Below are 15,833 nucleotides of genomic sequence, written 5' to 3' on the forward strand. Positions count from 1 at the left end.
GGGTTGGTGCAGAAATTTTGTATCTGCCGCCTTATTCTCCAGATTTCAACAAAATTGAGCATCATTGGTTTGCTATAAAAAACAGAGCCAGGAAAGACATTCCTCTATTCGAATCCTTTCGTCGTGCTGTTGATTCTGCCTTCCTATGACCTGTTCGGACTATTATGAGAAATGCTATAAAGCAAACATGGCAAGTTTCATATGAAGATTATGTACCTCGTAGGATCTATTTAAGCTATGGCCATGTGAGTAAGATAGTATTGGCTACTGCAATGATGTCTAAAAATCAAGAGAAGAGAACACTTAATAGCTCTTTTTACAATAATCCGAACAGACCGTAATATGCTACTGGCCTGCTATGGCCATAAACACATATCTTATCGCATTCGGACTATTATAAGAAAGGCTATAATTTATAGCTCCGCTTCTATCAAGGCATAGAATGACGGAAGTGGGCTTTAATAGCTGTAATACTATAGCTGTTATACTCCAAAAGTAAGTATTAGATATAATAAATAGAAGAAATTAGATAGAATGATTAAAGGGGCAAGGATATAAAGGTTTAACTTGAAATAACCTGATAAAATTTGAATCACACTTCCAAGTGCTGGCACCCACGAAAGTAATAAAGTTGCAAAAATTAGCAAATTTTTTGTAACTTTTGGCGTTGTATATTCGTTTTCTAATTTGTGGTATGATTTTCGTATAGAGATTGTTATTCTACCTAAGTACCAGTTAACTATTCCACCAAGGCTTGATCCTAGTACTCCAAAAAATAACATAAGTAGTGGAGTGTGATACGACCTGAAATAAAGCATGGTATTGAACACAAAACCTTGATGTATTGGTAAGACTAATGATGATACTAGACTATCTGTGAATAACAGGAAGTAGTTTTCCATATGAATACCAGGTTGTTGTACCATCTTCATTGTCAGAAATTGTAATCCCCATTTGTTTCAACTGATTTCTTATTTTGTCCGCAGTATCGTAATTTTTATTTTTTTTTGCAATTTTTCTTAAGTCTATCAACCTTTCTATTTCTTGATGATTTACATCCACAGCAAACCACTTTTCATAACTTGACTCAAGAAGACCAATAAATCTGGCACTCTTAACAAAACTCTCAGTTAATTTAAGCTTTTCACTTTCATTACTCATTTTGTTGATTTTTGCAGCCATTTCATGTAATATAGCTAGAGCTTCAGGAATGTTTAAGTCGTTTTTTAAAGCGTCTATAAAATCTTTAGAAATCTCTGCGTTACTTTCATCAATATTTGTTGTATCTAAACCACGTGATAATCGATTAAATTTATTTAAGGTTTCCTGTGCATCAGAAATAACGTTTTCTGTCCAATCAAGTGGTTTTCTGTAGTGAGTTTTGAGCAGTGCATAGCGTATTACTTCACCCTTTATTCCACTATCTAGCAAATCCCTTACTTTGACTATATTAAATAAGGACTTGCTCATTTTCTCTTCATTTACTGTAAGAAAACCGTTATGTATCCAGTATTTTGCAAACATTGATTCAGCAAATGCAGACTTACTCTGTGCAATTTCATTTTCATGGTGAGGAAATTGTAAATCTATGCCGCCACCATGAATATCAAAATCTTTGCCAAGGTAAGCATATGACATTGCTGAGCATTCTATATGCCATCCAGGTCTGCCCTCTCCCCATGGGCTATTCCAATAACTTGAAAGTTTGTAGTCAATATCATTTGCAGGCTTCCACAGCACAAAATCTCCCGGGTGCTTTTTATTTTCATTAACTTCAACTCTGCTACCTGGAACCAATTCATCAGTTTTTTTTCCTGATAAAGCACCATATTCATGGTAAGATTCTATATTAAAATACACATGTTTGTCAGATTCATAAGCGTGGCCTGATTGCAGCAAATGTTCAATTAATTTTATAATATAATCTACGTTTTTCGTTGCTTTTGGCTCGTGTGTTGGCTCTGCACAATTTATGCTTCTCATATCTTCATGAAAAGCCTTCGTGTAATATGTGCTGATACTTTCTATGTTGCTATTTTTTTCACTTGCTGCATTAACTATCTTATCATCAATGTCGGTTATGTTACGCACATAGGTAACTTTGCCATAACAAAACTTAAGTAGCTGAAATAACACATCATACACAACAACAGACCGTGCATTGCCTATATGTGCTGTGTCATATACTGTTGGTCCGCAAACATACATTTTCACATGATCTTTATCGATTGGTGTAAAAAGTTCCTTTTTTTTTGTTAAGGTGTTGTAAAGCCTAACCATATACGAAGCTTTTGAGAAAAGAAAATGCCCCAATTATAAGTTGTGGCCCTTTGACTACTACAACAAGAGTAAGCAATAGCCCACACAATGATATTAGAACTCCCAATATGGATAGAAACCCATCTTTACTCATGATACCAAGCGAAATAAGAGTCGTACCAATTGCAGGAATGAAGTTAGTAAGAGGTAGTGGAAGAGCTATTGATAACGCACAAAGCAGCATTATAAAAGCTAAAATTTTTTCACCGGGCCCATAGAAAATAAAAGACATTCTTGGTCTCATGAACTTTTCTATTTTTTTTAATGCTGGAGAAGTTTTTTCCACCACAAGAGCTAGTGTTGAACGCTGAAAAGATTTTCTTTCTAGCCAACTGGGCATCCAAGGAGAATCAAATACAAATAAAAGCTGCAGTGAGAATAAGATTAAAGGTATAGAAAGAATAGTTGTATAACCAGGTGGAACCGGTATAGGCACCGATAGCGGCAAGGAGAAGATGATTATTAAAATACCAAAACCACGCTCATGCAAAGCTGTTTTAATGTCAAACAAAGTTACTTTATCGCTATCATTGTCATTGGTATCTGCAACTTCTTTTAGAATATCAGAAGCTAATTTATCACTTTTAGTCAACTTATCATTTTTTGACACGAAAAACCTTCGATAAAAATAATTCTTAACACAATTATTGTTTTATTTCAATATGCATTATTCATTTTGCGCTAGTAATTCGTTCTTTTGTTAAAGTGTTGTAAAGCTTTTAAGAAGAGAAAGTGCTCCGGTTATAAGTTGTGGTCCTTTGACTATTACAACAAGAGTAAGCAACAACGCGCACAATGATACTAAAACTCCCAATATGGATAGAAACCCGTCTTTACTCATAATGCTAAGTGAAATAAGAGTTGTGCCAATTGCAGGAAGGAAGTGAGTAAAAGGTAATGGAAGAGCTATTATTATTGCACAAAGCAACATCATAAAAGCCAGAATCTTCTCACCAGGCCCATAGAAAATGAAAGACAGTCTTGGCTTCATGAATTTTTCTATTTTTTCTAATACATGGGAAGTTTTCTCTACCACAAGAGCTAGTGTTGAACGCTGAAAAGATCTTCTTTCTAGCCAACTGGGGATCCAAGGAGAATCAAATCCAAATAGAAGCTGCAGTGAGAATAAGATTAAAGGTATAGAAAGAATAGTTGTATAACCAGGTGGAACCGGTATAGGCACCGATAGCGGCAAGGAGAAGATGATTATTAAAATACCAAAACCGCGCTCATGCAAAGCTGTTTTAATGTCAAACAAAGTTACTTTATTGCTATCATTGTTATTGGTATCTGCAACCTCTTTTAGAATATCAGAAGCTAGTTTTTTATCTTTAGTTAGTTTCTCACTTTTTTGCACAATCATCCTTTAATAAAGTATTCCTCTTAAGCTAACATAGTTGTTGCTGTATTTCAATATTTGTTATTTATTTCATACCAACACTTCATCTCTTTCATTCTTTAACCTGACTAAGTTTTTAAACAGATGACATGCACTAAGGTGCATGTCACGAAGTATGAGGACGCTAACGATCTGGTTCATTAGACGATAATTTTTCTGAGTCCTTAAGCTCCTGTTTAAGGTTTTTGATGCCTTTTCCTAAATCACCCATAACTTGCGGTAATCTGCCTGCACCAAACAGAACTAAAATTATTATTAAGACTAGAAACAATTGCCATGGTCCTAAACTCATTTTCACCTCCATTTAAAATATTGACCTTTAAATATTAAAACTTGACTGAAGTCAAGTAACACATAGATTATATCACCTTTATTTAATTATAAATCAAGGTTTTTTAATTATTTTATAACAATCCCAAACTAGATTATTTTCTTGCAGCGAATAAGTGGAAACTTTTCGCTTAACTGTAGAGTAGAAGAGAGCTCACTAAAAAACTTTGCTAGCGTATCATCTTTAGGCTTATGGTATATATCGCTAGACACTCCTGATTGAATAATTTTACCATTTTTCATTACGTAGATAAAATCTGCAACTTTCAATGCTTCTTGCGGGTCATGAGTTACCATTAGCACAGGGATATTTTTACTTCTGAAAAGGGACAATATATGTTGTCTTATTCGGCACTTGAGCAGTATATCTAAATTAGAAAATGGTTCATCTAACAACACAACATCAGGGTTTTGTGCCATCACTCTTGCTATTGCAACTAATTGTTGCTGCCCTCCAGATAAGGCGTTAGGGTACATATTTTCATATTTTTCTATATTGAGTAACTTCAAGATTTCCAATGCAATTAGGTGCTTTTCTCTCTTGGAAGAGCTGCGGATAGCAAAGGTTATATTTTCTACTACTGTTTTATGAGGAAATAATGCAGAATGCTGAAAAATCAATCCGATATTTCTATGCTCTATAGCGACTGATGCCTTATTACTTGCAACTAACCTATCATTTATAAAAATAGTTCCAGATTTTGGATTTTCTATCCCCGCAATTAATTTCAAAATTGTTGACTTGCCACAGCCAGAATGCCCCAATAAACATGCAACATTTCCTTTCTTTACTTTAATGTTTATATTGCTTAAAGCAAAGTCGTTTTGATTGTTATAGAAATAACCAATATTGTTAACTAGCATTAATCTTACTTAAACCATGTTATTAAATATAATAGCATTATACTCAAGAAGTACAGAAATGTTTTTTGTCGTCATAAATTGGTTATGCAAGAAATCTAGAAAAGAAAGGATTTTTTGCTATAACTTTACATGAATGGTAGGAAACACGGGACTATAGCTCAGCAGGATAGAGCGTTGGACTCCTAATCCGAAGGTCGTGCGTTCGAATCGCACTAGTCCCACCACATTGCTTCACAAATTTTATGGAGATTTTTTTTCACAAATACGCACACCTTTTTTTGCGGTTTTAAGATATAAATTCCCTAATAATAAAACGGGTTTTGTGTCATTCCAGTACTCCTCTCTTATAATTTACGTGTTTAAGAATAACTTCTGCTAAACCTTTACTAATTCCAGGTATGTTTTGAATTTCAGCCAGAGAAGCTTTGCTTATATTTTTCACTGAACCAAAATAAGACATCAACGCTTTTTTTCTTTTGTTGCCAATGCCGGGTATTTTGCTTAATTGTGAAACTATAAACTGTTTATCGCGTTTTTTTCTATGTGAAGTTATCGCAAAACGGTGGGCTTCATTACGCAGCGATTGTAAGTAAAGCATGACTTTGCTGTCATTTGCCAGACTGAATTCTTCCCTGCCCAGCATATAAAATCTTTCATTTCCTGCGTTACGATCAGGACCTTTTGCCATACAAGCAAAAGGAACGTTTATATTCAATACTTCCAGTACATTCTCTACTATGGAAACATGTCCTGGTCCACCATCAATCAGTAAAAAATCAGGTATTATGCCCTTTATATTGCCGGAGAAACGTCTGGTTAGCACTTCCCTCATCATTTTATAGTCATCGCCTGAAAATTTTTCCTTTATAGTAAATTTTCTGTACTCACTTTTTAAAAAACCCTCCTGCCCTGCAACAACCATTACACCAATTTGTTGGTTTCCAAATATATGGCTATTGTCATAAACCTCAATACGCTTTGGAATATTTGGTAACAAGAAGATTTTGCTAAGCTCTTCAAGCTTTTCTAGGTTATTTCTATAATCGATAAGCTTCTGCTCTAAGCTATGCTGAGAGTTATCATAAACAAATTTCAATAAATCACGCTCTTTTTTATTCTTTGCATGCAGAACTTTTACTGGCTTTTGAGCAACCTTATATAGTGCTTGTTCTATAATTTCCTTATCCACAATAGAATCTGGAACGTAAATTTGTATTGGAGGTATGTTAGCTGAATTATAAAAATTGACCAAAAAGGTGGATAAAATTTCATCATTTGAGTGATCACCACAGTTCTCGGCAAAGTAAGGAGTGCTGCCGTAGTTGTCTTTATTTCTAAACGATAACACACTAATACATGCTAGATCCTCTTCACGTACAATACTGAAGAAATCTGCATCTTTTTCAAAAGAAAAATCCGTGTGCTGTATTTGAATTTGCTCAAGAAACTTTACCCGATCTCTATATATAGCAGCAAGCTCATAGTTTTCTTCACTGCTGCACTTTCTCATTGTGAAAAGTAACTGTTCTTTCACTTCCTTATTTCTTCCAAGCAATGTATTTCGTGCCTGTTTTACTGATTGGCAGTAGTCGTCTTTTGTGATTTTGTTTATGCATGGTGCTGAGCAGCGCTTAATTTGATATTCAATACATGGTCTTTTTGTTGAGGAAAAGTATTGATCTGAACATACTCTTAGGAGAAAAGCTTTTTGCAATGACAATATAGTTTGCTTAACAGCAGCGGCAGATGTAAAGGGACCATAATAATAAAACTCATTCTTCTTAAATTTGCCTCTATATTTTGCTATTCTTGGATAATCGTGCTTGGAAATTGTTATATAAGGATAAGATTTTCCATCCTTAAGCACAATATTATAAAGTGGTTTCAATGATTTTATTAGCTGTGCTTCAAGAAGCAGTGCTTCGATTTCATTCTCAGTGATGAATATTTCAACCTTAATAACCTGTGAGAGCATAACTCTAATTCGTTCAGAAAGATTTTCGAATTGAAGGTAGTCGGATAACCTTGACTTTAAGTTTTTTGCTTTTCCAACATATAAAACTTTATTCTTATCTCCGACCATCTTATACACGCCACAGGACTGTGGAGATGATTTGATTTGTTCTTTATATTGCCTGAGCATTTATCCATTGCTTAACCTGTATGAGGTTAAAATCTGCTACTAAATGAAAGATGGAAACTACATTTTCAAGCAAAGATAATCTGTTTCTTCTCAGCTTATCAGAATCACAGTTAATCTTTATACTGTCAATAAACTGATTGATAAACTGAGCAAAACCAGCAAGTTCATCAAGTGCTACATTAAAGTGGTTATTTTTTATCGCTTGTTTTATGTTTTTACAAGCAGTTATAGCACAATTTGATAGCGCAATTTCTTCACTTTCAATCAAAAACCTCTTACCGTAAGATGCACTATAAGTAGTGCCATCACTTTTCCTTGCTTTGCTCATCATGTTACTGACTCTTTTGTAAGTGCTTAGAATTTGTTCACCTTCTGGAGTACTAAGATAACGATCCAATATAACAGTTTGCTTTTCTGCTGTCAGCAGATCATTAATATCGATTTTATATAGTATTGAATCTACAACATCTTGCCTTATATCTCTATTTTTTAAAATAACCTTGAATCTTTCTAAGCAAAATCTAAATACTAGTTCTGAAATTTGTTTTCTATTCGGCTTATCAACTGACGCTGTATTTTTATTAAATAGAAGCCTTGAATATAAAGATACTGACTTGTCTATCATTAGCCTAATTGGAACATGCAAATTATTTTCAAGTATTGTCCTAATTATACCAATTGTCATTCTCCGCAAACCAAATTGATCATACGAACCAGAGATTTTCTCACCTGCTGCAATTAAACCAACTAAGCTATCCACTTTGTCTGCAATTGACACAGCAATTGCAGAAGGAGATTTAGGACACTCCTGCTCTGGCCCGATTGGCTTATAATGCTCAGTTATAGCTTCCACTATTTCTCCATCTTCTTGAAAATAAGAAGCATAATATCCACCCATTACTCCTTGTAATTCTGGAAACTCTCTTACTATCGATGTTGCCAAATCAGTTTTTGCCAAATATGCAGCACGTTCAACTTTTATCAGCGAAGCATGTGGAATAAATATAGCTATATACTTTGACAGAGCCGTAATACGCTTCACCTTTTCCCCCACGCTGCCAAGTGAAGCATGAAATAATATCGAACCTAATTTTTTGACATAATGATCCAGATCTTCCTTTTTGTCCTGAGATATCAAAAATTGTGCATCAGCAAGACGTGCTTCTAATATTCTTTCGTGCCCTTTAACAACTTCACCATTGTTGACGTTGACAACAGTGACAAAGTGTGAAATTCTCTTTCCATTACTTAAAGCAAGGTATTTTTGTTGTGTATTAACTATACTAAGTATTACTTCCTTCGGTAATCCAAATGACTTTTCTTGATTCACTTCACCAAACAGTACGATTGGCCACTCTGTAAGCCCTGTCAATTCATTTAGTAAATAATCATTTTTCTCAAGTTGTAAATTCTGCTCTTTTGTGAATTTATTAATCTGATCTAGTATAAATTGCTTTCTTTTGTCCATTTGGAGAATTACACTGTTTTTTTCTAGCAATTCAAAATAGTCTTTAGGTGCTTTAACAGTTAACGCTGTACCACTTGAGAGAAATCGATGGCCATATGTTGTGTTAGATGCTGTGATCCCTGCAAAAGACACAGGTATTATTTCGTCATTTAAAATGCATAAAATGTTTTTGATTGGCCTAACCCACCTTTCTTTTCCTTTGCCCCATCTCATGCTCTTCAACCAAGAAAAGTTTTTGAGCATTTCCTCCAGTTGATTTTTGAGGAATTCTCTGATGTTAAATGAGCAGCTTTCTCTTTTAATGAAGTAAAAATCCTCATTATTTACTTTTCGAACGAGCAAATCTTCTTCATTTTTCTGATATTTTCTTAAAAAACCTTCGATAGCACTTTTTGGTGCGTTAATGTTTGGTCCCTTAACTCCGTTATTGGAATCCTTTAGCTCCAAAGCATTTATGTTGTCAACAAATAGAGTAATGCGACGTGCCGTTATAAAAACCTCCATTGATGTAAATTTTACATTATTTTTGTTAAAAACATTGGCAATACAGCTTTTAACTTGAGTTGCAACTACATTCTGCATTCTCGGTGGTATTTCTTCTGAAAGGCACTCAAATAATAACTGCAACGACATACGCTATTTACTCATGTACAATTCACAACATTTTTTTGTTAGCTCTCTAACTTTACCAATATAAGCTGTACGTTCATTCACACCAAGCACACCTCTTGCATCAAGCAGATTAAGTAGGTGACTAGTTTTAATACATTGGTCATAGGCTGCGATTGGTAGCTCCTTTTCAATAAGGAACTTACACAATTTTTCCGTATCTTCGAATTGCTGCTGTACCACTTTAGTATCATAATAATCTAACGCTAGATAAGAAAATTCATATTCTCTTTGTTTAAAAATATCTCCGTAAGTTACACCGTTATCGTTCCAAATTATATCGTAAACATTATCTACACCTTGTATGCACATTGCTAAACGTTCCAACCCATATGCCACCTCACCAGGAATCATCTTGCAGTCAATCCCTCCAACTTGCTGTATATAAGTAAGCTGTGTTACTTCCATTCCATTGCATGTAACTTCCCATCCAAGTCCTGATGCACCAACACTTGGATTTTCCCAATCATCTTCAACAAACTTAATATCATATTTTTCTGTAGATATGCCAAGAACTTTTAAGCTATCTAAATAGACGTCTTGTAAATTATTACCAGATGGCTTTATTATAACTTGATATTGGTGATGTTGATACAAGCGATTAGGATTATCACTATAGCGTCCATCTGCTGGCCTAATTACTGGTTGTAGATATGCAATTTTTGTCGGCTTTGTATCAATTGCAGACATAATTGTTGCAGGATGTAATGTGCCAGCACCAACTTCAGATGTGTATGGGTGAAGTATAACACATCCTTCACTAGCCCAAAAATCTTGTAACTCTTTTATTATACTTTGTAAATTCACACAAATTGCACACTTTTTATACTAAATATATAAATAAATAAGTACTATTCAATACCTATTTTTTTAACAGTATCATGTAAATAATCACCTAAGACTGCTGAACTTTCTCTCACATACTGAATTATGCTTTTATTTAGGACAATTGCATCATGCATAGTTAAATCGCAGAATATAAATGCTGTTAAATACAGTAAAATCACCGCATAAAATGTGTGAAAAATCCCCTCAAATGTAATTGACATTGCATTATTATAGCTGAGCTGTATTGAACTTATTGGCCATGGTTTTATCACTTCTACGACATTAAAAAATACGTAAGGTATCATAAGAAAAAAGAAAAAGTGCATAAAATCATTAAACCAAAATGGGCATTGAAACATCTGCTTACATATATTCCCATAGAGTTTACTTACAGCATAATAAATTGACATTATTGCTGGCATTGAAAGTGCTACAGTCAGTACTTGCCCTGACGCTATTTGTATTACTATTTCTTCACCACTGTTTGCTGAAGGGTCTTGAGCATGAAAAATAAATATTCCAATTAATTGCATTACTAACATAACTATTGCCAATTTTGTAAAAACAGCAGCTACGACTATTCCTGAGTCTGGCATTTTATATAGTAAGTATTCGCCTCCATATGTAAGAATTAATATAACATCGACAATAAATAATATTAAAAAAGAAGACCAATAGTTCTGCCAAGTTGGTAAATATCCTATTCCTAAAAGAGAGCTTACTGTTTTAGCAGGAAAAACCTTGCCTAGCATCTTCCCCAAAAATTTAAAAAAAATCCCCATGTTCTAAGTAACACTTGGTTTATATTATTTATAATACTGTATTGTAACGGACTTATCAATAACTTAAAACATGTATTGGAAGATTTTAGGTAACATGCAGCAACAGTAGAAGAACGTGCGCCAAAAATTTAATAATTTTATAGGGCTTATGCACTTAAATTTTTTGCAATATCAAGTGCAGCGTAAGTGAATATTGCACTTGCACCCGCACGTTTGAAACCAATCAAAGACTCATAAATCACCTTGTCATAATCTAGCCAGCCATTATTTGCAGCAGCTTTTATCATTGCGTACTCACCGCTTACTTGGTAAGCAAAAATCGGAAAATTAAACTTATCACTTGCTGTTTTGATAATATCTAAATATGGCATACCTGGTTTAATCATAATAAGGTCTGCACCTTCATTTATATCCATTTCAATTTCGCACATTGCTTCGCGCGCATTTTTATAATCCATTTGATAACCACTTTTGTCTATAGAATGTGATAGCCCACATGAACCAACGACTTGCCTGAATGGAGCATAGAAGCTAGAGCAGTATTTCACTGCATAAGATAATATTAATACGTCTTGAAAGTTGTTATCATCTAATGATTTTCTGATTCTTCCTATTCTACCATCCATCATATCAGAAGGAGCAACTATATCACATCCTGCTTTCGCTAAAGCAAACGCTTGCTTACACAGCACTGATATAGTTTCATCGTTTTCTACATCCATCTGATTATCTTTTAAAATGCCGTCATGGCCATGAATAGTGTATGGATCCAGTGCAACGTCTGCAATAATACCAATTTCAGGTACCTTTAATTTTACAGCACGGATTGCTTTGCAGATTAAGTTGTCAGAATTATATGCTCCCTCAGCGTTTTCAGATTTTAGTTTACTATCAACTACAGGAAAAATTGCAACAGCATTAATTCCTAAATCTTTAGCTTCCTTAACTATAGACACTAATCCATCTATTGAATAACACTTTACGCCTGGTAAGCCAGAAATTGGTTCAGTTGTTTCTTCTCTGTCATGAACAAACAGAGGAAGAACAAGATCATTTACTGATAAACTATTTTCACTTGTTAAATTGCGAACCCATTTGCTCGAGCGCCTGCGTCTTAATCTTGTATTTGGGAAATTAAACATTGGATCCAGGCAAATTCCCAGTAAAGAGCAACACCCCTGAAATGAGTATCACCCAAAACACTGATATTGGTAAAAATACTTTCCAACCAAGGCGCATTAGCTGATCATATCGATAACGAGGTATTGTTGCTCTAATCCAAATAAATACGAATAAAAGTATAATTATCTTCAAAACGAACCAAATTAAACCTGGAATTTTATAAAGCAAACCAAGTTCTAACGGAGGATACCACCCTCCTAGAAAGAATATCGTCATCATAGCACTTGCTAAAATCATATTTGCATATTCTCCAAGAAAAAAGAGGGCAAAAGGCATGGATGAATATTCAACGTTATATCCAGAGACAAGCTCTGCTTCAGCTTCTGGTAAATCAAATGGGTGACGATTAGTTTCTGCAAGCAAAGAAATAAAAAATATTATTCCTATAGGCATTAGTAGCAAATCAACCCAAAATGGCATATTGTGTTTCGCTACCACCATCTCTCCAAGATTTAATGTTCCAGTGGTAATAACGACTGCAGCAACTATTAAGCCTATTGAAACTTCATATGAAATCATCTGAGCAGCCGACCGTATAGCGCCAAGGAATGCATAATTGGAGTTGCTTGACCAGCCTGCAATAATCACGCCGTATACTCCCAGCGACGATATAGCTAGCACGTAAAGCACTCCAACATTAATATTTGCTATAACCTTAGGAATAACTACTTGCTGGCCATTTTCTACAATTACTTCAGCACCAAACGGTATAACTGCCCAGGCAATTAATGCCAAGATAAAGGTAAGCATTGGAGCCATAATGAACAGTATGGTGCTCGCTCTAAATGGTATTATCGGCTCTTTAATCAGTAGTTTAATAGCATCTCCAAATGGCTGCAATAGCCCAAAAGGTCCAACTACACTTGGGCCGTGCCTCAGTTGAATTGCAGCAAGGACCTTACGCTCAAAGTATGTCAAATATGCAACTGAAAGTAGTAGCGGTACTAAAATAAATAAAATATTAACTAGCGTGTTCATAAAAAGCTTTAGTACAATCTGCCATTATTTTTGAAGCGCGACTTATTGAATCCGTCATATAAAAATTACACTCCTTTAAAGTAAAAGGTGTATTACTTAAATTTATTTTACCATTGCTAATTGGCACCCATGTGTTTTTTATCACTTGATCAGCATTTCTAAACTGTGGACCGATAGTATCTAATTTTTTTCTCACGTCAAATAAACTATCATATGGTAAGGAGAGATCCAAATATTGCGAGAGATTTTTAATAATTAACCAGTCCTCCTTTGCTTCACCTGGAGGAAATACAGCTAAATTTGTTCTTTGCACTCGACCTTCAGTGTTTACATAAGTTGCATATTTTTCTGTATATGCAGCACCAGGCAAGATAACATCTGCCACATGTGCACCATTATCACCGTGATGACCTTGATAAATTACAAATGTGTTTTCTAACTTTGATGTGTCAAATTCATCTGCACCAAGAAGATAAACAACTTCTATTTCACCACTTTCTGCATGTTCCAATATTTGATTAATATCCCTTTCGCCTTTTTTAGGAACAAACACAATATCTAGCCCACCAACTCTTGCTGCAGCTTTATGCAGCACATTAAAGCCATTCCAGTCATCTCTGATCATGTTAAATTTTTCTGCAATTTTGCCAGCCAGAACTAGAACTAATTCAGAATCATCTCTTACTAATGCATCTTGACCGATAATCAGCATAGGGTTTTGAGCAGCTACCAGCAGCTCACAGAATTTATGACTTCCATTTGCTATTTCACTCAAAATATCAGGATTATCGCCCAATTTCTCAACATGATACAAATATTCAATGTTAGGACCAACACTTGCAACAGGAAAGTTGCCCTGTAAATATCTCTTTCTCAATCTTACGTTAATGATCGGTGCTTCTATCCTTGGGTTTGTATTTATAAGCAGACACAAATCCGCATTCTCTATACCTTCAATAGTGGTATTGAACACATACGATCCACGATTATTTGGTATAAGTTTTGCACCATCTTGCCTACAGTCTATATTCCCCGAGCCGAGCTTCTGCATCATTTCTTTAAGTAGAAGCATAGACTCACAATCTGCTAAATCACCTGCAATTGCAGCTATTTTATTTGATTTTGTATTCCTTAATTTCTTTGCAGCAACAGTTAATGCCTCATTCCAATCAACTGGGGCTAATTTACCATCTTTTTTTACATAAGGTCGATCAAGACGCTGAACTTTTAGTCCATCATAGGCAAAGCGGGTTTTATCTGATATCCATTCTTCATTTACCTCTTCGCTCAGCCTTGGCAATATCCTCATAACTTCCGGGCCACGATAATCAACTCTAATACTACTTCCCACAGCATCTAGTACATCTATAGTTTCGCAATGTGATAGCTCCCATGGACGCGCTGTAAAGGAGTAAGGCTTTGAAGTTAAAGCCCCTACCGGGCAGAGATCTATGATATTTCCGGATAATTCAGAACTAATATGCCTTTTTATGTAAGTGCTAATCTCTACATTTTCTCCCCTTCCGATTCCTCCAAGTTCATCTGTACCTGCAACATCAGACAAAAATCTAACACACCGAGTGCAATGAATGCATCGATTCATCGCAGTCTCAATCAATGGTCCAAAGTGTTTTTTTGGCACAGCCCTCTTATGCTCATCAAGTCTGCTGGTTCCTTTCCCATAAGCCATCGTGATATCTTGCAAATCGCATTCACCACCCTGATCGCAAATTGGGCAATCAAGCGGGTGGTTAATTAGCAAAAACTCAAGCACACCTTCACGTGCTTTTTTAACCTTATGGGTATCAGTGTGAATAACCATCCCTTCTGCAACCGGCATTGCACAAGAGGCTACTGGTTTTGGAGGTCCACCCTCCACTTCAACCAAACACATTCTGCAATTACCAGCAATTGCTAAACGCTCATGATAACAAAAACGTGGAATTTCAACGCCCACGACTTCACAAGCTTGAATTATAGTGAGCCCATGCTCTACTTCACATTCCTTAGAATTAATAGTAACTTTAACCACAACTATTATACAGCTTCCAACTTTATAGGATTGCCGCTTACCTCATCTTCAACCAGATTGCCGTTGTCATATTGAGCAGACATATAATTCATGCGCGAGTCACGATCTATATATCTAACAGGTTTTACCGGTTTATCTTTATACATTTTTTGCTCGGCCTTCTTACGCTGAGTAGGGTTATTTTTACTAGCTGTCTTTGCTTTCCCACCTGCTGCCATATAAACTCCTAAAAACTTTTCATTCTATTTTAACACTTAAGTATACAGCGTCAATATTTAATAACTTTAAAATTTCAATAGATCTCTTATTATAATCATTTTACAATCATTGTTTAAATAAAAAGTTACCCCTTGATGCCATTCCAGCGCATGACGCACAGCTGTACGAACATTGCAATTTGCAGGCAATTTGCGTGGCAGATTCAAGTAGCTGACACTGGTTTCCATCCAAAACAGCAGTAGCCCTTTTGGTGTCATTTCAGTGCTTGACACTGAAATCCAGGATTTTGATTGGATACTGAGTTGGTAAGCATAAAAGTATAGCTAACGCGAGCTCTACGTCATACCGCGATTTATTCGCGGTATCTCAAAGCATAGATCCCTCTGCGGGATGACGATTGTCGTTTAGCTATAAACATTAAGAAATTTACCAAATAAAAAAAAAGGCAAAAGAAGCCCTGGGGTTATTATCTGCTTTGAAATATTGGCGTTTTTTATGTTTTAAACGCTTGACAAGCGAAATTTAGCTGCTTTTAATTGCAACTGACCTACGCTGCAAATGTTTAAGAAATTTACTAAGCAGAAAAAAAGACAAAGAATCCCCGAGTTAGCTAGTCTTTT

The 15,833-nt window shown here is 35.3% G+C and carries 16 protein-coding genes and 1 tRNA gene; 2 read left to right on the plus strand and 15 right to left on the minus strand.

The window, feature by feature from the left end:
• Positions 1-149 (plus strand): transposase (locus tag OZD68_RS06395; protein WP_275008740.1); only part of this gene is annotated, 149 nt, incomplete at its 5' end.
• 333 nt (positions 150-482) lie between these two features.
• Here OZD68_RS06395 and OZD68_RS06400 read toward each other — a convergent pair.
• The 6 genes from OZD68_RS06400 to OZD68_RS06425 all read right to left on the minus strand — a co-directional run bounded on the left by OZD68_RS06400 (position 483) and on the right by OZD68_RS06425 (position 4,912).
• Positions 483-902 (minus strand): YqaA family protein, encoded by a 420-nt coding sequence (locus tag OZD68_RS06400; protein WP_155968794.1) that lies wholly within the window; start codon positions 900-902, stop codon positions 483-485.
• The gene (cysS, locus tag OZD68_RS06405) at positions 871-2,280 is read right to left on the minus strand and encodes a cysteine--tRNA ligase (protein ID WP_182309136.1); all 1,410 of its coding nucleotides are present in this window, start codon (positions 2,278-2,280) and stop codon (positions 871-873) included. Before cysS ends, OZD68_RS06400 begins: the two co-directional genes overlap by 32 nt.
• Positions 2,273-2,929, minus strand: coding sequence for an exopolysaccharide biosynthesis protein (locus OZD68_RS06410; RefSeq protein WP_182309137.1), 657 nt, complete (start codon positions 2,927-2,929; stop codon positions 2,273-2,275). The genes cysS and OZD68_RS06410 overlap by 8 nt, the downstream gene beginning before the upstream one ends.
• A gap of 90 nt (positions 2,930-3,019) precedes the next feature.
• Positions 3,020-3,676 (minus strand): exopolysaccharide biosynthesis protein, encoded by a 657-nt coding sequence (locus tag OZD68_RS06415; RefSeq protein WP_182309153.1) that lies wholly within the window; start codon positions 3,674-3,676, stop codon positions 3,020-3,022.
• Between the two features lie 166 nt (positions 3,677-3,842).
• Positions 3,843-4,010, minus strand: a complete 168-nt coding sequence (tatA, locus tag OZD68_RS06420) for a twin-arginine translocase TatA (protein WP_006013840.1) — start codon at positions 4,008-4,010, stop codon at positions 3,843-3,845.
• 128 nt (positions 4,011-4,138) lie between these two features.
• Positions 4,139-4,912, minus strand: coding sequence for an ABC transporter ATP-binding protein (locus tag OZD68_RS06425; RefSeq protein ID WP_006280146.1), 774 nt, complete (start codon positions 4,910-4,912; stop codon positions 4,139-4,141).
• Positions 4,913-5,059: 147 nt separating this feature from the next.
• On the opposite strand from OZD68_RS06425, the gene OZD68_RS06430 reads away from it, so the two are divergent.
• Positions 5,060-5,136, plus strand: a tRNA-Arg gene (locus OZD68_RS06430).
• Positions 5,137-5,237: 101 nt separating this feature from the next.
• Here OZD68_RS06430 and uvrC read toward each other — a convergent pair.
• From uvrC to OZD68_RS06475, 9 genes are all read right to left on the minus strand, one after another.
• On the minus strand, positions 5,238-7,055 hold the full coding sequence (uvrC, locus tag OZD68_RS06435) for an excinuclease ABC subunit UvrC (RefSeq protein ID WP_182309138.1): 1,818 nt from the start codon (positions 7,053-7,055) through the stop codon (positions 5,238-5,240).
• Positions 7,039-9,156 carry a glycine--tRNA ligase subunit beta gene (gene glyS / locus OZD68_RS06440; protein ID WP_182309139.1) on the minus strand — a complete coding sequence of 706 codons (2,118 nt, stop codon included), beginning with the start codon at positions 9,154-9,156 and terminating at the stop codon, positions 7,039-7,041. The genes uvrC and glyS overlap by 17 nt, the downstream gene beginning before the upstream one ends.
• A gap of 3 nt (positions 9,157-9,159) precedes the next feature.
• Positions 9,160-9,999 carry a glycine--tRNA ligase subunit alpha gene (locus OZD68_RS06445; RefSeq protein ID WP_182309140.1) on the minus strand — a complete coding sequence of 280 codons (840 nt, stop codon included), beginning with the start codon at positions 9,997-9,999 and terminating at the stop codon, positions 9,160-9,162.
• A gap of 44 nt (positions 10,000-10,043) precedes the next feature.
• Positions 10,044-10,802 carry a phosphatidylglycerophosphatase gene (locus tag OZD68_RS06450; RefSeq protein WP_182309141.1) on the minus strand — a complete coding sequence of 253 codons (759 nt, stop codon included), beginning with the start codon at positions 10,800-10,802 and terminating at the stop codon, positions 10,044-10,046.
• Positions 10,803-10,948: 146 nt separating this feature from the next.
• Positions 10,949-11,944: a porphobilinogen synthase gene (gene hemB / locus OZD68_RS06455; RefSeq protein WP_182309142.1), complete on the minus strand. Its 996-nt coding sequence runs from the start codon at positions 11,942-11,944 to the stop codon at positions 10,949-10,951.
• On the minus strand, positions 11,937-12,962 hold the full coding sequence (nuoH, locus tag OZD68_RS06460; protein WP_182309143.1) for an NADH-quinone oxidoreductase subunit NuoH: 1,026 nt from the start codon (positions 12,960-12,962) through the stop codon (positions 11,937-11,939). The genes hemB and nuoH overlap by 8 nt, the downstream gene beginning before the upstream one ends.
• Positions 12,946-14,994 carry an NADH-quinone oxidoreductase subunit NuoG gene (nuoG, locus tag OZD68_RS06465; protein ID WP_182309144.1) on the minus strand — a complete coding sequence of 683 codons (2,049 nt, stop codon included), beginning with the start codon at positions 14,992-14,994 and terminating at the stop codon, positions 12,946-12,948. The genes nuoH and nuoG overlap by 17 nt, the downstream gene beginning before the upstream one ends.
• 5 nt (positions 14,995-14,999) lie before the next feature.
• Positions 15,000-15,212 carry a hypothetical protein gene (locus OZD68_RS06470; protein WP_182309145.1) on the minus strand — a complete coding sequence of 71 codons (213 nt, stop codon included), beginning with the start codon at positions 15,210-15,212 and terminating at the stop codon, positions 15,000-15,002.
• 66 nt (positions 15,213-15,278) lie between these two features.
• On the minus strand, positions 15,279-15,485 hold the full coding sequence (locus OZD68_RS06475; RefSeq protein WP_038250894.1) for a hypothetical protein: 207 nt from the start codon (positions 15,483-15,485) through the stop codon (positions 15,279-15,281).
• Between the last annotated feature and the right edge of the window lie 348 nt (positions 15,486-15,833).

The sequence above is a fragment of the Wolbachia endosymbiont of Drosophila bicornuta genome, assembly GCF_028982105.1.
Taxonomy (GTDB): domain Bacteria; phylum Pseudomonadota; class Alphaproteobacteria; order Rickettsiales; family Anaplasmataceae; genus Wolbachia; species Wolbachia pipientis.